Source organism: Streptomyces sp. NPDC054786, from assembly GCF_053611685.1.
The window spans coordinates 202,733-223,500 of the sequence record NZ_JBSHAW010000003.1; the positions used below are offsets into that span (position 1 = coordinate 202,733).

The 20,768-nt window shown below is 69.9% G+C and carries 14 protein-coding genes and 2 pseudogenes; 7 read left to right on the forward strand and 9 right to left on the reverse strand.

The features are described from left to right. Positions 1–61 precede the first annotated feature (61 nt). From ACWGI6_RS04530 to ACWGI6_RS04540, 3 genes and pseudogenes are all read right to left on the reverse strand, one after another. Positions 62–1,435, reverse strand: coding sequence for a SufS family cysteine desulfurase (locus ACWGI6_RS04530; protein WP_453266087.1), 1,374 nt, complete (start codon positions 1,433–1,435; stop codon positions 62–64). A 103-nt stretch (positions 1,436–1,538) separates the two neighbouring features. Continuing rightward, positions 1,539–2,921, reverse strand: coding sequence for a family 2B encapsulin nanocompartment shell protein (locus ACWGI6_RS04535; protein ID WP_453266088.1), 1,383 nt, complete (start codon positions 2,919–2,921; stop codon positions 1,539–1,541). 487 nt (positions 2,922–3,408) lie between these two features. Then, positions 3,409–3,540 (reverse strand): annotated as a pseudogene (locus ACWGI6_RS04540) (MarR family transcriptional regulator); the annotation flags it as partial. Between ACWGI6_RS04540 and ACWGI6_RS04545 the strand changes: the two are divergent. Next, positions 3,538–4,220: pseudogene (locus tag ACWGI6_RS04545) on the forward strand (hypothetical protein); the annotation flags it as partial. The pseudogenes ACWGI6_RS04540 and ACWGI6_RS04545 sit on opposite strands and share 3 nt — an antisense overlap. 218 nt (positions 4,221–4,438) lie before the next feature. On the opposite strand, the gene ACWGI6_RS04550 reads toward ACWGI6_RS04545, so the two are convergent. Then, complete coding sequence (locus tag ACWGI6_RS04550; RefSeq protein ID WP_453266089.1) at positions 4,439–4,819, reverse strand: peptidase inhibitor family I36 protein; 381 nt, start codon at positions 4,817–4,819, stop codon at positions 4,439–4,441. Positions 4,820–5,444: 625 nt separating this feature from the next. On the opposite strand from ACWGI6_RS04550, the gene putP reads away from it, so the two are divergent. From putP to ACWGI6_RS04570, 4 genes are all read left to right on the forward strand, one after another. Next, complete coding sequence (gene putP, locus ACWGI6_RS04555) at positions 5,445–6,947, forward strand: sodium/proline symporter PutP (protein WP_453266090.1); 1,503 nt, start codon at positions 5,445–5,447, stop codon at positions 6,945–6,947. A gap of 470 nt (positions 6,948–7,417) precedes the next feature. Beyond that, positions 7,418–7,891 carry a hypothetical protein gene (locus ACWGI6_RS04560; RefSeq protein ID WP_453266091.1) on the forward strand — a complete coding sequence of 158 codons (474 nt, stop codon included), beginning with the start codon at positions 7,418–7,420 and terminating at the stop codon, positions 7,889–7,891. After that, positions 7,888–9,201, forward strand: a complete 1,314-nt coding sequence (locus ACWGI6_RS04565; RefSeq protein ID WP_453266092.1) for an ATP-binding protein — start codon at positions 7,888–7,890, stop codon at positions 9,199–9,201. The genes ACWGI6_RS04560 and ACWGI6_RS04565 overlap by 4 nt, the downstream gene beginning before the upstream one ends. A gap of 340 nt (positions 9,202–9,541) precedes the next feature. Beyond that, on the forward strand, positions 9,542–11,605 hold the full coding sequence (locus ACWGI6_RS04570) for a SpoIIE family protein phosphatase (protein ID WP_453266093.1): 2,064 nt from the start codon (positions 9,542–9,544) through the stop codon (positions 11,603–11,605). A gap of 158 nt (positions 11,606–11,763) precedes the next feature. Here ACWGI6_RS04570 and ACWGI6_RS04575 read toward each other — a convergent pair whose 3' ends face one another. Both ACWGI6_RS04575 and ACWGI6_RS04580 read right to left on the reverse strand, forming a co-directional pair. After that, positions 11,764–12,408: a LysE family translocator gene (locus ACWGI6_RS04575; RefSeq protein ID WP_453266094.1), complete on the reverse strand. Its 645-nt coding sequence runs from the start codon at positions 12,406–12,408 to the stop codon at positions 11,764–11,766. A 240-nt stretch (positions 12,409–12,648) separates the two neighbouring features. Further along, positions 12,649–12,921 carry a hypothetical protein gene (locus ACWGI6_RS04580; RefSeq protein WP_453266095.1) on the reverse strand — a complete coding sequence of 91 codons (273 nt, stop codon included), beginning with the start codon at positions 12,919–12,921 and terminating at the stop codon, positions 12,649–12,651. A 115-nt stretch (positions 12,922–13,036) separates the two neighbouring features. Between ACWGI6_RS04580 and ACWGI6_RS04585 the strand changes: the two genes are divergently transcribed. Both ACWGI6_RS04585 and ACWGI6_RS04590 read left to right on the forward strand, forming a co-directional pair. Then, on the forward strand, positions 13,037–13,474 hold the full coding sequence (locus tag ACWGI6_RS04585) for a VOC family protein (protein ID WP_453266096.1): 438 nt from the start codon (positions 13,037–13,039) through the stop codon (positions 13,472–13,474). Between the two features lie 462 nt (positions 13,475–13,936). Continuing rightward, positions 13,937–14,569, forward strand: a complete 633-nt coding sequence (locus ACWGI6_RS04590; RefSeq protein ID WP_453266097.1) for a hypothetical protein — start codon at positions 13,937–13,939, stop codon at positions 14,567–14,569. A 259-nt stretch (positions 14,570–14,828) separates the two neighbouring features. On the opposite strand, the gene sbnA is transcribed toward ACWGI6_RS04590, so the two are convergent. The 3 genes from sbnA to ACWGI6_RS04605 form a co-directional block, all read right to left on the reverse strand. Then, a complete protein-coding gene (gene sbnA, locus ACWGI6_RS04595; protein WP_453266098.1) occupies positions 14,829–15,890 on the reverse strand; it encodes a 2,3-diaminopropionate biosynthesis protein SbnA in 1,062 nt (353 codons plus the stop codon). A 228-nt stretch (positions 15,891–16,118) separates the two neighbouring features. Beyond that, positions 16,119–17,192, reverse strand: a complete 1,074-nt coding sequence (sbnB, locus tag ACWGI6_RS04600; protein WP_453266099.1) for a 2,3-diaminopropionate biosynthesis protein SbnB — start codon at positions 17,190–17,192, stop codon at positions 16,119–16,121. Then, positions 17,189–20,764 carry an amino acid adenylation domain-containing protein gene (locus tag ACWGI6_RS04605; RefSeq protein WP_453266100.1) on the reverse strand — a complete coding sequence of 1,192 codons (3,576 nt, stop codon included), beginning with the start codon at positions 20,762–20,764 and terminating at the stop codon, positions 17,189–17,191. Before ACWGI6_RS04605 ends, sbnB begins: the two co-directional genes overlap by 4 nt. Positions 20,765–20,768: the final 4 nt, after the last annotated feature.

A 20,768-nucleotide genomic window follows, 5' to 3' on the forward strand; every position in this document is an offset into this window, starting at 1 on the left:
TCGCGGCGTGGGTGGTGCCGGCCGGAGGGGCTCCGGCCGGCACCTCGTACGGACAGCAGGGTCAGGCGGTCTGCTGCAGCCGGTGCAGCGACGCCACCAGCTTGTCCACCTCCTCGGATGTGTTGTAGAGCGCGAGCGAGGCACGCGCCGCGCTCTCCAGGCCGTAGTGGGCCAGCGCCGGCTGGGCGCAGTGGTGGCCGGCGCGGATGGCGATGCCGTCGCGGTCCAGCCATTCGGCGATCGTTGACGGGTCGTGGCCGGCGAGGGTGAAGGTCAGTACGGCGATTCTGTCGGGGGCTGAGCCCAGCAGCTCAAGGCCGGGAATCGTGGCCAGGGCTTGCTGTGCGTACGCCATGAGCGAGGTCTCGTAGGCGGCGATGGCGTCGCGGTCGAAGGAGGTCAGCCAGTTCAGCGCGGACAGCAGACCGACCACGCCGGAGATGTGCCCGGTTCCGGCCTCCAGGAGGTGGGGAACGGGGGCGTAGGTGGTACGGGTGAAGTCGACCGACTCGATCATGTTGCCGCCGCCTTGCCACGGCGCCATGTCCCGCAGGATCTCCGGCTTCGCGTACAGGGCGCCGATCCCCGTCGGGGCGAACAGCTTGTGACCGGAGAACACATAGAAGTCGGCGTCCAGGTCCTGCACATCGACAGGGAAGTGCGCCACCGCCTGTGCCCCGTCCACCAGTACCTTGGCGCCGTAACGGTGGGCGAGTGCGGTCATCTCGCGCACCGGTGGGACGGTGCCCAGCACGTTCGACGCCTGGCTGACCGCGACGAGTTGGGTGCGCATGGACAGCAGATCGGCGTACGCGTCGAGGTCGATCTGGCCGTCGGGCTGCAGTGGCACGGGTACCACCCGGGCACGGGTCTCCTTGGCGACCAACTGCCAGGGGACGATGTTCGAGTGGTGCTCCAGTACAGGCACCAGGATGTCGTCCCCGGGGCCGAGGTTGGCCCGTCCCCAGCTCTGGGCGACGAGGTTGATCGCCTCGGTGGTGCCGCGTACGAAGACGATGTCGTCCGGTGACGGTGCGCCCAGGAACTGGGCGACCGCCGCCCGGCCCGCTTCGTATGCCTCGGTGGCTTCCCGGGCCATGGTGTGCGCACCACGGTGGATGTTGGAGTTGGCGGATCCGTAGAAGCCGGCCAGTGTCTCGATCACCTGGCGTGGCTTCTGTGTGGTGGCCCCGTTGTCCAGCCAGACCAGTGGGTGCCCGTTCACGGTCCGGTGCAGGATCGGGAAGTCCCGGCGCGCCAACTCGGGTGAGAAGGCCGCGGGTTGGCCGGGGAGGCCGGTGGGCTGTACGGACCGGATGGTGGGCTGTACGGGTTCGGTAGCGGGTGGTACGGGTTGGGCGCTGGACCGCGTGGCAGTCCGGGCGGCCGGGTCAGCGGTGACCGGGTCCGTGGGCGCGTCCGTGACCGTGCTCATGGCCAGGGCTGTCGCCGGTGCCGTAGCCGGATCGGCAGACGTCAGGCCGCCGACGAGAGGGTCCGGTGCCAGAGCCGTGTTCGGCCACGCGCCCCCGGGAACGTCAGGAATAGTCATGGTAGTTGGAGACCTCGACGTTCTGGAGCACGGCGAGCGCGTCCTCCACCAGCACCGCGGTGTTGAAGTACGCCGTCATCAGGTAGGACGTGACGCCCTTCTGGTCGACGCCCATGTTCCGCATCGACAGGCCGGGCTCCACCTCGTCCTCGACCTTCGCGGGACGCAGACCCACCACGCCCTGCTCGGCCTCGCCCGTGCGCATCAGCAGGATCTCGGTGGTGCCGATGCCGGCACTGCCGGAGAACCGCACCTTGTCCGAGGGGAGCAGCGGGACGCCGCGCCAGGTCAGCAGCGGGCTGCCGAACCGGTTGTCGATGATCGGGGGCACACCCCGGCGCGTACACTCCCGGCCGAATGCGGCGATGGCCCTGGGGTGTGCGAGGAAGTAGGCGGGCTGCTTCCAGACCCTGGTCAGCAGCTCGTCCAGGTCGTCGGGGGTCGGGGAACCGCTGCGCGCCTGCACCCGCTGACCGGGGGCCACATTGTTGAAGAGGCCGAATTCCGGGTGGTTGAGCAGCGAGGCCTCCTGCCGCTCGCGCAGTGCGTGCACGGTGAGGTTGGACTGGGCACGGGTCTGGTCGATGGGCCCGTTGTAGAGGTCGGAGACCCGGGTGTGCACGCGCAGCACGGTCTGGGCCAGGGTCATGTGGTACTCGCGGGGCGTGTCCTCGTAGTCGACGAAGGTCATGGGGAGTTCGGGTTCGCCGACATGCCCGGCGCTGAGGTCGACGGGTACCTCGGCGCCCGGCAGGACGCCGTCCGCCGAGAGGTAGGCGTCCAGCCAGCCCCGTACGGTCGCGTCGCGGTCGCACAGCCCGGCGAGCACGCTGCGTTCGACGCACAGCGCCACGCCGGGTGTGAGCGCCCGTACGCGGTACGGCATGGGCTCGGAGCGGGTCCAGGCGTCGAGGTCGAAGAACTGGCCGTCACCGATCACTTCGAGTACGGCGTCCTCGCCGTAGCGGCCGCTGACCCGCTTCTCGGCGCGACCCTGGGCGATCACCCACAGCTGGTCGTGCGAGTCACCGTCCTGGGCCAGCATTTCCCCGGCCTCGAAGGTGACTTCCGTGAAGGCCCCCGCCAGTTCGGAGAGCAGTGCGTCGTCGGCGTCCCGGAGGTACGGCAGTTCCCGCAGGTCTCCCGGGATGATGCGGGGCGAACCGCCATCGGTGTGGGTGCTGATGCGATCGTCGCCGAGCACGTAGGTGCGGCGGCGGTTGACGCGGAAGACTCCCGATTCGACGTCCACCCATGGCAGGGCGCGGAGCAGATAGCGCGGGGTGATGCCGCGCATCTGGGGGCTGGTCTTGGTGGTGGTCGCGAGTTGCCGTGCCGCATCCGGGCTGAGACTTGTCTGGTCGTTCACAGGACCTCCTCGACGACAGGCGCGCCGGTCGGCCGTGACACGGCCGACCGACCCGCGGGAATCTGATCGTCTGATCGAAGTCCGTCGCCCGCAACCAACCCTTTGCCGGTGTTCGGCCTGAAATGCTCGCTGCACGAACTTCGCAATTCCGTACATCCGTACGGCTACTTGGCGTTGCGCCGCCGCCACCCTGCGCGCGCATTCCGGGATCTTCCGCGTGGCGGCTCCTCGACGCCGTCCCCCTACTTCTCCCAACACCTGATATGCGACGTGATTTACCCTCATAACAGTGCTTGGCGATTCTTAAAGGATGGCTTATGCAGGAGTAGTTGACGATCCGTCAGTGATGTGTCGACCGCCGCGGCGGCATCTCCCCCGGCGCGCCTTCCTCCGCCTCATGGCGTCGAGCCGGGGGCCTGGAGGGGGGCGCTCGATACGTCTCAGGACGTCTCAGGACGTCTCAGGACGTCTCCGGCGCAGGCGCCGACCCCCGCTCCTCCTCCAGCAGCGCCTGCCCCGCAGAGGAGAGCTCGACCAGGCTCTTGCGGCCGTCGGTCGGATGCGCCCGGCGCGTGATCAGCCCCTGCTCCATGAGCAGTCCAACGGCTCGGGCCATGGTCGCGAGGCCGAGGACCAGGCCGGCCTCGACGCCGCCCTCGTCGCCACGGACGGCACCCCCACCAAGTCCAGGCTCGGCGCCAACGCGATCCTCGGGGTCTCCCTGGCCACCGCCAAGGCCGCAGCCGCCGCCCACCGCCTGCCGCTCTACCGCTACCTCGGCGGCTCCGACGCCCGGCTGCTGCCCGTACCGATGATGAACATCGTCAACGGGGGCGCGCACGCCGACAATCCCCTTGACTTCCAGGAGTTCATGATCGCCCCGATCGGCGCGGAGAGCTTCGCCGAGGCCGTGCGGATGGGGTCCGAGATCTTCCACACCCTGCGCCGCGACCTCCTCGCCGCCGGACACTCCACGGGCGTGGGCGACGAGGGCGGCTTCGCACCCGCCCTGCGCACCGCCGAGGAGGCCCTCGACTTCGTGGTGACCGCCGTCGAGCGCACGGGTTGCCGGCCGGGTACGGACATCGGCCGGCGTCGTCCGAGTTCTTCCGCGACGGCGTCTACGACTACAGAGGACACGACGATCGCGGACCTGGCGGTGGCCACGGGCTGCGGCCAGATCAAGACCGGATCGCCGTCCCGCTCCGACCGCATCGCCAAGTACAACCAACTCATCCGCATCAAGGGGGAGTTGAGCGACAGCGCCAGTACGCAGGCGCGGGAACGCTGCGCCGCTAGAGCCTGTCTGCCGGACGGACCCCTAGTCACCCGGACTGACAGCAGCAGGTCAACGGGCTTCGTCAGGACGACGGCCACCGTCGAGCCGGGTGGCAAGGACGCGGATCCCGGGCGGGGTCCGCGTCTCCGGCCCTGGACACGGATTCAGGAGCCGTCTTCCCTGGGCCGAGGGGCCGCGGAGCCGCGGAGGCGTGGCTACTGAACCGCGCCGGTGTCTCCTACTGAGGCTTGAAGGAGCGGATCTGGTAGCTGCCCTGCAGGTTGCCGCCCGCGCCGGCGGGGGTGGACCCGACGCGCGCGTGGTAGTTGGTCTGCGTGTAGTACTGCACGCGGTGCCTGGTGCTGTTCCATACGGAGCGCACGTGCTGTCCCCGCTGGATGAAGGAACAGTCGTCGGCGGTGTTCGCCTTGCTGGACTGCGACCACTGGCAACGGGTTCCCCCACCGTTCCAGTCGCTGTAGATGCAGAAGTACCCGGGCGTGCAACGGAAGGCGGCCGGACGGGCGGAGGCCGTGGGGGTCGCGGTCGCGCTGGGCACGGTTCCCAAGGCGGCGGCCAGGGCGGCTGCGGTGACGACGAACGAGCGGATGTGGCGCATGGGAAGAACTCCCTTTCCTCGAAGGTGGCCGGCGGGGCAGGAGCGCTCCGGACCGGCTGGGCGGAATCGCGGACGGGCAGGAAGGCCACGCCGGGCCGGCGACAGCGGGCGGCCGGCTGCGAAGCGTCACCAGTATGGTTCGCGCCCGTGATGCCCCCTCAGGACATTTCTGGCCGCACCAAGGGCTGTTGGAGCGTGGCGGCGCAGGCGCGGGGCGTACGCCGCACGCACCTTCCCGCACGCGGAGAGCACCACGACCTGGCCGGCCCCCACGTGCACGACCGCGGCTCATCTCCGCTCGCCCGCAGAGCACGGGGAGGACAATTCCGCCGACCAGGCCCTCTCCTGGCCCGAATCATCGAGTTCATGGGCAGTCGGCGGGAATGGGCCGCTGTGGGAAGCCCGCCCGGGTATGACCCTGGTGCCCGGCCCGCCCCGGGACGGTGTGGCCTTTGATTGCAAGGGACATCCGTCGAAAGGGGTGCCGCTCCCGAGGACTGGTCCGTATTGTCAGCTCGCGCCGGAGCCTTCCCGTCCGGGATTTCCTTGCGGGATCCCCGGGTCCCGCGATACCTGGCAGAGCCTGCACCGAGGAGCAGTGGTGACACCCCTGATCGTACCGGTCATGATCGTATTCGGAATATTCCTGCTCGCCATGGTGACTGTGGGTATCTGGACGTATCAGGACACGCTGACGTTCTCCGACTTCGCTCTGGGCGGGCGGCGGCTGAGTGCACCGCTGGCGGCCCTGTCCGCCGGCGCCAGTGACATGTCCGGCTGGCTGTTCCTGGGGTTGCCCGGGGCGGTGTACGCGGCCGGGATCGGCGCCTCGTGGATCGCCGTCGGTCTGGCCATCGGCACCTATCTCAACTGGCGGCTGGTCGCGCCGCGTTTGCGTACGTACACCGAGCTGGCCGGCGACGCCAAGACACTGTCGGCGTACCTGGAGGAGCGCTTCGAGGACGGCAGCAGGATGCTGCGCCTGGTCTCGGCGACCGTCATCGTCGTGTTCTTCACCGTCTACGTGGCCAGCGGTCTGCTGGCCGGGGGAGTGCTGTTCGAGGGGATCTTCGGGGGCGGCTTCGAGTTCGCGCTCACCGTCTTCGCCGTGGTGATCGTCGTCTACACCGTGCTGGGCGGCTTCCGCGCGGTGAGTGTGACGCACTCGGTGCAGGCCACGGTGATGTTCGGCGCGGCCGTTGCGCTCCCCGTGATCGGCATCGGACTGCTCGGGGGGTTCGGCGCGATGCATGATGCGCTCACCCATCAGACTGCGTCCCTGCTGGACATGGGGGCCAAGGCCCACTTCAACGGCTCCCGTTGGACGTCCGGTGAGCCGCTCGGCGCGGTGGCCATCATCTCCCTGCTCGCCTGGGGGCTGGGCTACTTCGGCCAGCCGCACATCCTGGTCCGCTTCATGAGTATCCGCAGCACCCGCGAAATTCCCTTGGCCCGGCGTATCGGTGTGAGCTGGGTGGTCGTCTGTCTGGCGGGCGCGTCGCTCGTGGGGCTGGTCGGGATCGCCGCCCTCGATCAGCCGCTGGACAATCCGGAAACCGTCTTCATCGCGGTCTGCGCCCAGTTGGTCAACCCGTGGGTCGCGGGCATCCTGCTGGTCGCCGTGCTCGCCGCGATCAAGTCCACCGCGGACAGTCAGCTGTTGGTGTCGGCGATGGCCCTCACCGAGGACTTCTACCGGGCCTTCGTCAAGCGGCGGGCCTCGGACGCGTCGATGGTGCTGGCGGCTCGTGTGACGGTCGTGGTCGTGGCGCTGGTGGCCTACGCCATCGCACTCAGCGGCGGAGCCGTACTGGATATCGTCGCGTACGCCTGGGCGGGCTTCGGCGCCGCCTTCGGTCCGGTCATCCTGCTGTCGCTCTACTGGCCGCGCATGACGCGGGCCGGGGCGATGGCCGGCATCGTGACGGGTGCGGTCACCGTCGTCATGTGGAAGCAGATCGACCCGCTCCTCGGGCCGCTCCAGTCGGGCATCTACGAGATGGTGCCCGGCGTGCTCGCGGCCACCGCGGCGGCGCTGCTCTTCGGGAAGTTCGTCGGCCGGCCGCCGCGCCGCACCTGGTCGGGCTCCATGGAGCGGCAGACCAACGCTTCGGTGCCGGTCGGCTGAGTCCGCGGCGCGGCAGGGCACGGCGACGGGCACGGCGCCCTGCCCCACCGGAACGCAGGGCCTGCTGCTGCGGATGCTCGTCGGCGCACGACCGGTGCCGGTGGCACTCATCGAGTACCGCCCCGCCGGGCCACCGTCGAACGTTCCCGCGGCCGTCCATCCCATCCCAGCAGCGCGCGGCACACATTATGATCCGAGGAGGCTCAGCCGGCACCACGACTGGAAAAGATGTGCCCCTCCACCGTTCCTTGCCGCCCCCCGGGCTCGTACGGGTGGCGTCGTTCGCCTTCGTAGTGACGGGCACGGCCGTGCTGTTGAGCAGTTGTACGGGGAACCGGGAGCCGCTGAGCGCCGGCCACACGTCGGCCGCCTCCGCCCCGGTGCGGCTGTGGCCCGAGCGTAAGCCGGCGCCGCAACCCGAGCGCGGGAAAGGGGAGAACCTCCCTGCGACCGTTCCCGGGGTGCCCCCCGTGCCGTCCGGGGACATCCGCAAGGCGAATCTGCTCGCTGTCGTCAAGGCGCAGGTAGCCGCGGGCTCCGCCCTCGGCGGCGGCCCGCAGTTCGATTCCGGCACCACGAGGAAGATCGACGCCTGCGCCGCCGAGCCGGCGCACTGTCCGGTACGGAAACCCCAGTACCGGGATCTGACGGGCGACGGCCGGGCCGAACTGATCGTCGGCATCGAGGCGCCGGACCAGTCCCTGGCACTGTGGGTCTTCAAGCTCGACCACGGGCTGGTCACCCGGATCATGGACGCCGGTGCGACGCCGCTGTCGGTGGAGATCGCGAACGGCGATCTGATCCTGCGGGAGCCCACCGGCACCCCCGGGTACGACACCCGCACGGTCTACGCATGGGACACCCGGACGCGGACCATGGCCTTGAGGTCGATGGAGTTCGACCAGGCGGACTCCGCCACTCCTTCCCCGGAGCGCACACCGTGAGCGCCGGCCGGCCTCGGACACGGCTGCACCTGCCCGCCTGGACGGCGACGCTCTACTGGAAGTTCGCCGTCTTCGTCATCGTCATGTGCTGCGTCCTCGCCACCGTGGTCGGCGTCCTGGTGCACGTCCTCGTCGGCCGGCAGACCGAAAGCCAGGCCCGCAGCGCGGCGCTGTCCGAACTGGAATCCGCGGCGGACGCATACGTCGCCGGGGAGCCCCTCGCCCGCAATGCCGCGGTGAGTCCCGCGGAGCTGCCCGCCTCGCTCCGCGCCATGGCACTGCGGGGTGAGCGCGGCACCCAGCTCGACGACCACAACGGACGCCCGGCGATGTGGGCCGTCGCCCCCGCCGACGGCAAGGCGCTGGCCGTCCACATCGATTACACCCAGCGAGCCGCCGCCCTCCGCGGGCTCGACCGGACCATCATCGGCTCCTCCGCCTTCGCGATCGCCCTCACACTCGGCGTCGGGTTGTTCGGTGTCTCCCGTATCACCCGGCGGTTGCACCACACCGCCCAGGTGGCCCGCAGAATCAGCACCGGGGATCTCGATGCCCGGGTGGACGATCCCCGGGTGCAGTGCCCCTCATCCGCCCAGGACGAGACCGCAGCGGTGGCAGCCGCACTCGACGCGATGGCCGCCACACTGCAGACCAAGCTGCACAGCGAGCAGCGCTTCACCGCCGATGTGGCTCATGAGCTGCGCACCCCGCTGACCGGGCTGCATGTGGCGGCAGAGCTGCTGCCGCCGGGGCGGCCGGCCGAGATGGTGCAGGAGCGGATCCGGACCATGAGCCGGCTGACCGAGGATCTGCTGGAGATCTCCCGCCTCGACGCGGAGGTGGAGCAGGCCGACATCGAGGTGCATCAGCTGGGACCGCTGGCGGAGCGTGCGGTGCTGGCCACCGGCCTGCAGGCCGAGGTCCGTATCCAGCGGGACAGCCGGGTGGAGACCGACCAGCGCAGGCTCCAGCGCGTGCTGGGGAACCTCGTCTCGAACGCCCACAGGCACGGCCGTGGGCCGGTGCTCCTGACCGTCGACGGCCTCGTCATCACCGTGCGGGACCACGGGGACGGCTACCCCGGCCACCTCCTCGACCACGGCCCCCAGCGGTTCCGGAGCCAGTCCGGCAGCGGTCGCAAGACCGGTCATGGTCTCGGGCTGACCATCGCCGTGGGACAAGCCCGCGTCCTCGGCGCCACACTGCGGTTCTCGAACGCGCCGGACGGCGGAGCCGTCGCCGAACTCGTCCTCTCGCCGCCGGTCCCGGCGCCGCGGCTGTCACAGTCGACGGGGTCCGGTAGCTCTTAGACCGTGTCACCGCGGAGCGGGGCGACGGGGTCGGTGGCCCCAGCCCTCTTGGCCTTGCTCGTCATGCTGGGCATGCCAAAGGGCGCCATCCGGCGAAGCCCCCCCGCGCGGGCCACGGCCGGAGCGACCGTTGCCCGGGGCGACAACCGCGGTGGCCGGTGTCGGAACCACCAGCTGATCAACGGGATTCCTCACCAGCTCAGCACGGGTGTCAGCGGTCACGGGACCGACCGCACGCCGGAGTGTCCGCGTCCGAGCGACAAGCGCAGAATGAAGAGAGCCGCTCCGCCGTCCGGAGGGCGGACCGGCCGCTTCGCGCGGTGGGTGGAAGGGAAAGCCGGTGCCATCAGATCGGCCGACCGACGAGAAGGCTCGTGGTCCGCTCTGGTCCGAGCCCGGTTCGCTGCTGCAGCATGTGGCCGTCGCCGTGTTCGGCATCGATGACGACAACCGGATCTGCTACTGGGGCCCAGGCGCCCGGGACCTCTTCGGCTACCACGCCACGGAGGCGCTGTCGCAGCCCGGCGCCCTCCTTCTCCCCGGGCCGGCCGGGGGCCCCGACGACTGCACCGGCATGGTGGCGCGGGGCCGGACCCTGGGGTACTGGCGCGGCCGACTGCATGCCACGCATCGCGACGGCACGGTCTTCGACTGCGGGTTCCGGGTCTTCCCGGTGACCGGCGTCGCGGAAAGCTCGGTGGTCATGGCCCTGGCGAGCCGAGGCGATGAGCTGGACCGGGTGAAGACCAACCTCGCCTTCCTCGACGCCCTCTTCGAGACCTGCCCCATAGGCCTGGCCATGTTCGACGAGGAACTGCGCTACCTCCATGTCAACCAGGCCCTCGCCGACATGAACGGGCTCCCCATCGAGGAACACCTCGGACGGCGCCTCGCCGAGATCGTGGTCACCTCGGACGGCGGTGAGTACGAGCGCATGCTGCGCGCGGTCGCCGCGGAGGGCAAACCCGTCGCGGGGGTGCGGGTGGGGATGCGCACCCGGGGCCACCCGGACGAGGACAAGGTGCTGTCGGTGAGCTTCTTCCCGCTCACCCAGGCCGTGGGCACTCGCCAGGGAGTGGGCGGCCTGCTGGTGGACGTGACCGACCGGGAGCAGGCCATCGTGGAGGCAACCGCCACCCGTCAGCGGCTGGCGCTGCTGGACCGCGCCTCCGCCCGGATCGGCAGCACCTTGGATGCGAAGGTCACGGCCCAGGAGCTGGTCGAAGCCGCGGTTCCGGACTTCGCCGACGCAGCCGTCGTGGAGCTCATGGAGTGGGTGGACGAGCATGAGGCGTTCGACCCGGCCCTGCCGGTGGACACCCACCGCATCGCCCACGGCACCGTTCTGCCCCCTCCCGCGACGGAGCTGGTGAGCGGGCTGGAAGCCGTGCACTACCCGCCGGGCTCCGCCATCCACCGGATGCTGCGGACCGGCCGTCCCCTCTGCGTACCGGTGAACCAGGAGTTCATGGCCCGGACCGTGCTGGACGAAACACGCGCCCGACTGCTGGTCGACAGCGGTCTGGCCTGCCTCCTCCTCGCTCCGCTCATCGCCCGGGGAACGGCCCAGGGCATCGCGGTCTTCGGCCGGTCGCCGGCCAGACCGACCTTCACCGAGCAGGACCTCAGCCTGGCCGGCGAGCTCGCCTCCCGGGCGGCGCTGTGCCTGGACAACGCGCGGCTGTACAGCCGGGAGAGAAACATCGCGCTCACCCTCCAACGGGCCCTGCTCCCCACCTCCTTGGTGACCGGCCCGTACATGGACATCGCTCACCGCTACCTGCCCGGCAGCCGCGTCACCGAGGTCGGCGGCGACTGGTACGACGTGATCCCCCTCCCCGGTGGCCGCGTTGCCCTGGTCGTCGGTGACGTCATGGGTCATGGTGTGGCGGCCGCCGCGGCGATGGGCAGGATGCGTATCGCCGCCAAGGCGCTGGCCCGGCACGACCAGGAACCCGACGAACTGCTCACCGAACTCGACGAGTGCGCCGAAGAAGCCGGTATCGAACTGGCCACCTGCCTCTACATCCGCTACGACCCGACCACCGGGAGCACCCGGATCGCCAGCGCCGGCCACCCTCCGCCCCTCGTCCTCCACCCGGACGGCCGGATCCAGCTCATCGACGAAGTGCTGGGAGTCCCGCTCGGCGTCGGCGGCTGTCCTTTCCGGACGACGGAGGTCGAGCTGCCCGACGCCGCCACCCTCGTCCTGTACACCGACGGCCTGATCGAGGCACGGGGCCATGACATCGACGAGGGCCTGAACGCCCTCCGCGCGGAACTGGGCCGGCTCTCCGGCTCGTTGGAGGCCGCGGCAGACCGGATCCTCGCCCGACTCGTACCGAGGTCCCCGACCGACGACACGGTCGTGCTGCTTGCGCGAGTGCACCGCGCGCCTCGGTGACATCTCGTAGCGACAGCACGCGACACCGGCCGGGGCGCAACGACCCCCGGCTCGCCTGGCAGGGAGCGTCAGGCCGCGCAGCACCATCCGGCACGGGCTTCCGGCAGGACCCCGATCGTGCGCGGTGGCGCAGGCCGGCTGTCCGGGGCGCGCCGCGGTCAGTCCGCGCGGCCCGTGGCAGCCACCGTCACGCCCAGACCGATCATGGCGAAGCCGCCCGCGCCGCCGATCATCGACAGCCGGCGCTCGGAACGTGCGAACCAGTTGCGGGCCGCCGAGGCCGTCAGCCCCCACACCGTGTCCGTGATCAGGCCGATGCCGATCGGCACCAGGCCCAAGATGAGCATCTGGGCGGGCAACCCGCCTGCCGCGTGGTCCACGAACTGGGGAAGTACGGCGGCGAAGAACACGATGCCCTTCGGGTTCGTGACGCCGACCAGGATGCCGTCGGCGATCGTCCGTAGATCGCCGCGAGCAACCTGGGCGGGCCCGTCCGCAGCACTCATCTTCATGTCCTTGCGGTGCCGGAACGCCTGGACTCCGAGGAAGACGAGGTAGGCAGCGCCGGCCAGTTTCACGGCGAGGAAGACCGCGACGGACTGTTCGACCAACGAGCCGAGGCCGAGCGCCACGGCGGCCACCAGCAGATAGGAGCCCAGCACATTGCCCAGAACCGTCGCCAGTGCCGTGCGGCGGCCGTGTGCCAGAGCCCGGCCGATCACGAAGAGCACGCTCGGCCCCGGAATCACAATCACCAGCAGCGACATTGCCGCGAACGCAAGCAGCCGGTCGGTCGACACCATGTCTCTCACCTCGGCGACCATTGAATCAGCCAGGACTCGGTGCCGTGCCCCCTGTCCCGTGAATCATCTGCTGCCACCCGCCGGCCGGGGGTACCCGTGGGCGGCCGGCGGGGTGCTCCCGTAGCGTCCGTGCACCGACGCGGGCTCAGGGGAGTTCGTCGGTGCACCATTCAGCCTGATCCGGCGGATCGCGGACTCCGCCGCGTACCACCTCGGCCGGGAACCGGGCGACAGGAAGCGCTAGCCGACGGGCAGCAGGCCCGTGACCGGGGCCGCCATGTCGGTCACCTGGTGCAGGCGGTTGAGGTCACGGAGGTGCTGCAGCTGGCCGGTGACCGTCGGCAGCTGGCTCTGGTACTTGGCGGGTACGGTCGCGGCGCCGAGGCTGTCGATTTCGCTGAGCACGGAGAGCGTCGGCCGGGTCGGAGGGGCGGGCGGGGCGGCGGGCGCGGCCGAGGCGGACGACACCGCGAGGCCGGAGGCACCGGCGGTCAGGACAAGTGCCGCGTACATACGTCGAGTGGAGATCACGCTTTCACAAACGGCCCCGGGGCCGTGGCGGACACGGCTCGTGAGCGATGTTTGTTGCCTCCACCCTTCCGGCCGCTGCGGACGGCACAGTGGAGACATGAACACAGACGGCACGGACATTCTGACCCGGGCACGCGTGGCGACCAGGCTCCCGGCCCAGGACCTGGACCGGGCCCGGCGTTTCTACTCCGAGCGGCTCGGGCTGGAGCCCGTCGATGAACGTCCCGGTGGGCTGCTGTATCGGTGCGGAGGCGTGGACTTCGTCCTGTTCCGTTCGACGGGGGCCTCGCCCGGCACCTTCACCCAGATGGCCTGGGAGGTCGACGACATCGAGCGAGTGGTGTCGGAACTCAAGCGGCGCGGTGTGGTGTTCGAGGAGGTCGACCTGCCCGGGCTGCTGGGCGGCGGGCGAACGAGCGACAGCATCGCCGAGATCGACGGGAACTACCCGAGCAAGGGCGCGCGGGGTGAACGCGGTGCCTGGTTCCGCGACAGCGAGGGGAACTTGCTGGGCATCGGCCAGCCGGTCGTCTGAGCGGCGCACCATGGGCCGACCGGCAAACGGCGGTTGCCCGGCAGAGGCGAGGATCGCGACGCATCGGGTGGGCGCGAGGTGCCGGTGCCGTCCCGTCCTTTCAGCCGGCGTTGTTGATGGACTCCGGGTTCCACCGGTCGCCACGCAGCCCGTACGGAGACCCCGAACGGAGGCCCCGTACGGAGACCCCGAACGGAGACCCCGTACGGGCCACACCCCGACGAGGCCCCGTCAGGACCTCACCACCGCCACTGACCGCTCCGGGGCCGGAGGACGCCTTGCCCGCAACTCAGTGATCGCGGGCCCCGGCCATGGCCGTCGGACAGGTCTTAGCCCGACGCGTGAGTGGCGCACCAGGGTTTCGGTGCGGTTGCGGCACTCCGAGGCTGCCGCAGGTCAGGATGAGTCCGAGGAGGGCGAGGAATCCCTCCTCCCGGATGACCGAGTGCCGGAGGAGGGTTCATGGCGGACTGGCTCACGATCTCGCAGTTGGCGACGGCCGGCGGCACACTGGTGCTGGCGGCGGCCACCTTTGCGTCGGTGCGCTCGGCCAACCGCTCCGCACGCTTTGCCGAGCGGTCGCTGCTGTCCGGCCTGCAGCCTCTTCTGCTGCCCTCGCGCATGGAGGATCCGGCGGAGAAGGTCGGCTTCCAGGATGATCATTGGGTCCGGGTGCCGGGCGGCAACGGTTATGCCGAGGCCGGTGAGGGCGCGATCTACCTCTCGATCGCGTTGCGCAACGTGGGCCAGGGGCTGGCGGTCCTCGACGGCTGGGCGATTCGGCCACAGCTCTTGGAAGGAGCCGGGGATCGTCCTGATCCGGCGGATTTCCACCGGCTGACCCGTGATCTGTACATCCCGTCCAGAGATCGCGGTTTCTGGCAAGGTACGTTGCGCGACCCCTCCGAGTCGGTATTCGACATGGCGGCCACGATGATTACCGAACGGCAAGCGTTCATGATCGATCTGCTCTACGGCGACGGTGAAGGGGGCCAGCGGATGATCTCCAGATTCTCCGTACGCCCCGTCCACGAAGACGCTTGGCTGGCAACCGTTTCCAAGCACTGGAACCTTGACCGGGCCGAGCCCCGGTAACGACGCCGGGCAGCGGCGGTAGCGGTCCCACGCCCACGCCCGGCGGGGGCGGACGCTGCCGCCGTTCCGGGATGAGGGCCAGGGACTGACCGCCGCTGGGCGGCTCACCGGTGACCTCCTCGCTTCGGTGTGCGGTCCGGCAATTACGGCTCCTTCCACTGCGCGTCGCCCATCGGCACACCACATCCGTGCCCACTGCACGTCCGATGCCGGCGAGCCACAACGGCACAGCAACTCGCCGACTAGACGGGAGGGAGCCCTAGATGTCGCCCGCCTGTTCCCGAGGCTGGTGGTACGGCTGCGGGCCATGGGGACGCCTCGGTGGTGCGGGGCGGGGTTCCTCGGGCGCGAGCGCGGGAGGCCCGCCGGAGTCGATCATGTCCTCGCCGTACAGGTCCTGCACCCAGTTGGCGTGGTAGATGGTGTCGAGGTAGCGCTCCCCGAGGTCCGGGGCGATGGCCACTGCGGTGAGCCCGCGGGTGTCGTGCCGGGACAGCCAGTCCATCGCGCCGCTGACCACCGTGCCGGTCGAGCCGCCGAAGAGGAAACCGTGTCGGGCCAGTTGATGGCAGGCGCGGACGGTGTCCGCCTCCTCGACGCGTACCGCCTCGTCCACAAAGGACTTGTCGAGCAGCGGGGGATGGACGCTCATGCCCAGGCCGGGGATCATACGGCGTCCCGGTGCACCGCCGAATGTCACCGAACCGACACTGTCCACCGCGACGATCTGCACCGGCCGGTGCCACTCCCGGAAGTAGCGCGCACAGCCCATCAGGGTCCCGGTGGTGCCGGCCCCGACGAACAGCACATCCAGGTGCGGGAACCAGCGGGCGATCGACGGTGCCGTCCTCTGGTAGTGCGCCTTCCAGTTGCCCGGATTGGTGTACTGGCTGAGCCACACCCAACGGTCGTCCGAGGCGCACAGATCGCGGACGTAGTCGAGCCGTGCGTTGAGGAAGCCGGCACCGGACTCGTGCGCGGCGACGACGTGTACCTGGCTGCCCAACGCCTCCATCATCAGCCTGGTCGACAGGTTGCAGCGCGAGTCCGTCACGCACAGAAACCTGTAGCCCTTGCTCGCCGCGATCATGCTCAGTGCCACGCCGAGGTTTCCGGACGAGGACTCGACCAGAACCGACTCCGGAGTCAGGGCGCCGTCCCGCTCGGCCGACTCCACCATCTCGGTCGCGGCCTTCAGCTTGATCGAACCGGCGAAGTTGAGGCCCTCGCACTTGAGGAACAGTGACTGCCCGAAGATCGCCTGGAGGTCGACGTAGAGCTCTTCCTCGTTGAAGGCGTAGGGAACGGATATGACTGGCATGATGGGTCCCTCCTCTGCGCAGAGCACCATCGGAATGTCCATCCGACTGTGGCCGGGGGGCTTCTCACTTTGCCGGTGTGCTGGTGTGTCCGACCGCGCCAGAGAGGGGACTCTGCTGGCTGCCGCGGTGTGGTGCGGCTCGGCCGGCGGCGACTGGGCCGGTGATGTCAACGGGGGGCAGTTCCGCGTGGTCCTCCTTGTCGTCGGGGTGGCCGGGGTGCCGGCCGCTCATCCGTACCGGCGCAGTTCATGGAAGAAGTTGTCGATGATCCGCAGTTGTCCGGAGCGGACCACCTCGTCGTAGACGTACTTTCCGACCGCGAGATCGAGCACGCCGAGGCCGAACGGTGAGAAGACCGCGGGCCGGTCCGCCGGGATCGTCACCCGCCCGGTCATCACGTCGTCCAGCGTGCCGTGCAGGAAGTCCCGGTTGCCCGTGAGCTGTTCGGTCAGATGTGGCGAGGTGGCGGCGGTGAGACAGTGCTCGATGTCGTCGACGACGTTGGTCGAGGCCAGCAGAACCTGCGGCGCGAGGTCGCGCAGCGACACGTGCAGGACAACCGGGTTGTGCGCGAACCACGAGGGGTCGTCGACATGCGGCTGACCGGCGACGGTGGCGAAGACCACGAGGTCGCTGAAGCGGATCAACTCCTCGGCGCTCTCGTGCACGGTGATCCGGCCGGCGGTGCCGGACTGCTCCAGGTACAGGCGGAAGCCGGCTGCGCTCTCGGTGGACAGGTCGTGTACGCCGATCTCGTCGAAGGACCAGCCGGTGCCTTCCAGGAACGTGTGGATGTAGCGGGCGATCAGGCCCGCCCCGAAGAAGCCGACGCGCATCGGGCGCGGGCGGCCGCGGCTGAGCCAGTCGGCCGCCGACGCCGCTGACGCGGCGGTTCTGGTCGCGCTGATGATGGAGCTCTCCAGGCAGGCGAACGGGTAGCCGGTGGCGTGGTCGTTGAGGATCAGTACGGCGGAGGCCCTGGGCAGGTCGGACGCCACGTTCTCCGGGAAGCTGGAGATCCACTTCAACCCGTCCACCTGCGCGTCTCCGCCGATCGAGGCGGGCAGCGCGATCATCCGCGAGGACCGGCGGTCCGGGAAGCGGAGGAAGGAGGACGGCGGGTTCACCGAATCACCGGCGCCGTGCAGCCGGTAGGTTTCCTCGATCACCTCCACGATGTGCTTTTCGCGTCCTTGCAGGGCGGTCTGGACCTGCACTCCTGAGATCACCGCGAACGGGGGCACGGTGAGCGACGGTTCGGTCATGGCGGACTCCGTTGCGGTGGAGCGGATGGTGTTCATGGGACGGTCACCTCGATGGTCGGTGAGCAGTCGGCCAGGCGCAGCGGATCGGCCATCGCCACGACTACTTCCCGCGGCCCGTCGAAGGGCTCCCTGCTGTGCGCGGTGCGGACGTTGTCGACCAGCAGCAGGTCACCGGCCTGCCACGGCCGGCGTGCGGTGTTGGCCTCGTAGACCTTGTTGAGCAGCTGGACGGTGTCCTCGGCGATGGGGTCGCCGTTGCCGTAGCGGGTGTTGAACGGCAGACCGTCGGCGCCGTACTCGTCGATCAGGTACTCCCGCACCTCGGGGGCCATCGTCCACTCGTTGAGGAACGCGATTTGGTTGAACCAGCAGCGTCGCCCGGTGACCGGGTGGTGCACCACGGCGCTGCGGCGCTGTCTCGTGCGGAGTCCACCGTCGGGCTGCCACGAGAAGGCGATGGCGTTGGCGCGGCAGTAGTTCTCGACGGCGCTCCGGTCGTCGGTGCCGAACGCCTCCGACAAGGAGGCCCCGATCTCGTCGTTGTAGCTGCGGGTGAGCAGCCAGCCCTCCCGCGCGAACCGGTCGGTCAGCTCGGGCGGCAGCGCGTCGAGCACTGCGGTGGAGTCCGCCACCCCGGTCACCCCGCCCTCGGTGGGTGCGCCGAGGCAGGCGAACAGCATCAGGCCGGGGAACTCGAGCGTGTAGCTCAGTTCGTGGTGCATGCACATCGGCTGGTTCGGCGGCCACTTCGAGGAGGAGTAGACGCCCTCGGAGTAGGTCTGCCGGGAGGCAAAGGATTCCCTCTCCGTCACCGGAATGCGGTCCAGCCGCTGAAGGACCGTGTCGACCTCGGTCGCGTGGCGAAGCCCCAGGCCGCGGACGAGGACCGCACCGTGCTCGACGACGGCGGCAAGCAGCGCGTCCCGGTGCTCGGCCGTCCACCTCGCCGCATCGACAGCGGCGTCGACCCGCAGCATCGGAGTTTTGCCGGGTTGCCGCTCCAGGTCCGGCAGGGAGGTCGGAAGTGAGGATGCCATGGTGTTTTCCTTTCGGTCGACGTCGGATGGCGCCGGCCGGTGGCGTGCACCGTGTGGCGCACGCTCGGATCCCGGCAGTGTCTGCGGCAGTTCGGAGCCGGCCGTCGAACGGCTCTCGACGAGCCGGGCCAGGTCGGCGAGGACCGGGTGCTGTGTGAGGTCCTTGAGGGAGACGACCCGGTCCAGGCAGATCGCGACTCTGACGCCCGACAGCGAGGTGCCGCCGAGCTCGAAGAAGTGGTCCTGCCGCCCGATGCGGTTCTCCGGGACGCCGAGGGCCTTGGCCCATGCGACGGCGAGCCGCTGTTCGGCCGGTGTGGTGGGTGGCTGGTGGCCGTCCACGGCGGCTTCGCGTTCGTCGGCGAGTGCGGCCAGCGTCTTCTTGTCGACCTTTCCGTTGGCGGTCAGGGGCAGACTCTCCCGCCAGTGGAAGGCCGACGGGACCATGTACGCGGGCAGCGACCGGCTCAGCCGGTCCTGCAGTGCGCCGGCCTCCAGCGGGCGCCCCCCGGCGTAGAAGGCCACCAGTCGCTGACCGTGGCCGGCCTGTGCGGAGACCACGACGGCACCGTCGTGGATTCCGGGCACCCGGAGCAACGCGTTCTCGATCTCGCCTGTTTCGATCCGGAAACCACGGATCTTGACCTGGGTGTCCTGGCGGCCGAGGAACTCCAGTTTTCCCTCCGGCGACCACCGGCCGAAGTCGCCGGACCGGTAGAGCCGCCTGCCAGCGTGGTGCGGATCCGCCGGGAAGGCCCGCCGAGTGCGCTCGGGGTCGTTGACGTATCCGCGGCCGACGCAGACTCCGGAGAAGACGATCTCGCCGGGGGCGCCGAGCGGCACCGGTGACAGGTACTCGTCGACGACATAGACGTGCACGTTGTTGACGGGGCGGCCGAGCGGTATCCGTTCGGTGTCCGGCACCCGGTCCATGACCTCGTGGTTGGTGTCGTCGGAGGTCTCGGTCAACCCGTAGGCGTTGACCAGTCTGATCCGCGGCGCGGTCGCGAACCAGCGCTGGACGAGCTCCTTCTTCAGCGCCTCGCCGGTGACCGATACGCACCGCAGGGAGGGCAGTTCGCGGGGGTGCTGCTCCAGAAAGGACAGGACGACATCGAGGTAGGACGGCACCACCTGGAGTACGCCGACGCTGCCGTTGACGATCGTGTCGAGGAACCGCCGGACGTCCAGGACGGCTTCCTGCTCGACCAGCAGGGTCCGCCCACCGGCCAGCAGTGCGGAGAGCAGTTGCCACAGGGAGATGTCGAAGCACTGGGGCGCGGTCTGGGCGACGACCTGCCCCTCGGCGATCCCCAAGTCGTCGATCTTGGCGTAGAGGTGGTTGAGCATGCCCTCGTGCTCACACATCGCGCCCTTGGGCTCGCCGGTGGAGCCGGAGGTGAAGTAGAGGTAGGCGAGCTCGTCCGGGGCGACGGGGACGCAAGGGTCGCTGTCGTCGCGGCTTTCCTCGCACATCGCGTCGATGAAGAGTTTCCGGATCCCGGGCAGCGCGTCCAGGGCCTGGTCGAGGGGGGCGGTGCTGTCGGGTTCGGTCAGCACCAGCCCGCACGAGGCACGGGAGAGCATGGTGGCCATGCGGTCGGCGGGGAAGTGAGGCTCGATGGGCATATACGCGCCCCCGGCCTTGAAGACGGCGATGATGGCGGCCAGCCAGTCCAGGTTGCGCTCGGTCACCACGGCGACCACGTCCTGCCGTTGCAGCCCCCTTGCCAGCAGCGCGTGGGCCAGCCGGTTGGCACGGGTGTTGAGCTCCCGGTACGTCCAGTGCCGAGCGCCGTGCACGGCCGCGACGGTGTCCGGGTGCTCTCGCACACGCTGCTCGAACAGCTCGTGGAATCGCCGTTCAGGAAGCTCCCGCCGCGGTCCGGCGAGCCCTTCGAGCTGGAGGTGGAGCTCCTCGGCGGACAGCAGACTCTGCCGCCCGTGCGCGGCATCCGGATCGGCGGCCATCAACGCGAGCGCGGTGAGGTGATAACCGGCGATTCTGGCGGCACTTGCCTCGTCCAGCACATCGGTCCGGTACCGCAGCCGCAGCAGGCGCCGGCCGTACTGGCGCACCAACGCCACCCGCAGCACGGTGCCCTCGGCCGTCCCTCCGTCACCCGTCGGATCGACCACCGTCTCGGGCGACGGTTCGGGCGGGCTCGGCGTTGCCCCGGGCTCGTCGGTCGGAAGGCCCTGGTACCCCGGCAGTTGCGAGGCGACGCGATGAGTGTCGAGCACCAGCGTCCGCCATGATGCGGCCGCGGTCGTCAGCCCGCAGGGCAGCGGGCTGCCACCGGGCACGGCGATATAGCCGGTCGCGACCGTCTGCTCACCGGTCAGCGCGCCGAGCACCTTGGCGTGCGCGGCCAGCAGCACCGAGTGGAGCGTGGCTCCCCACTCCTGGGCCAGCCGGTCCAGGGCAGGTACGAGGCCCTCTGGCAGCTCCGCCTCGTGCTCGGCGGTGCCCGGAACCGGGGCGCGGGTCCATCGCGGTACGGTGGCGAACCCGCCGACGGCGGGCACATCGCGCCGGAAATCCACGTCGTGCTTCAGAGGCGTTCCCATCGGT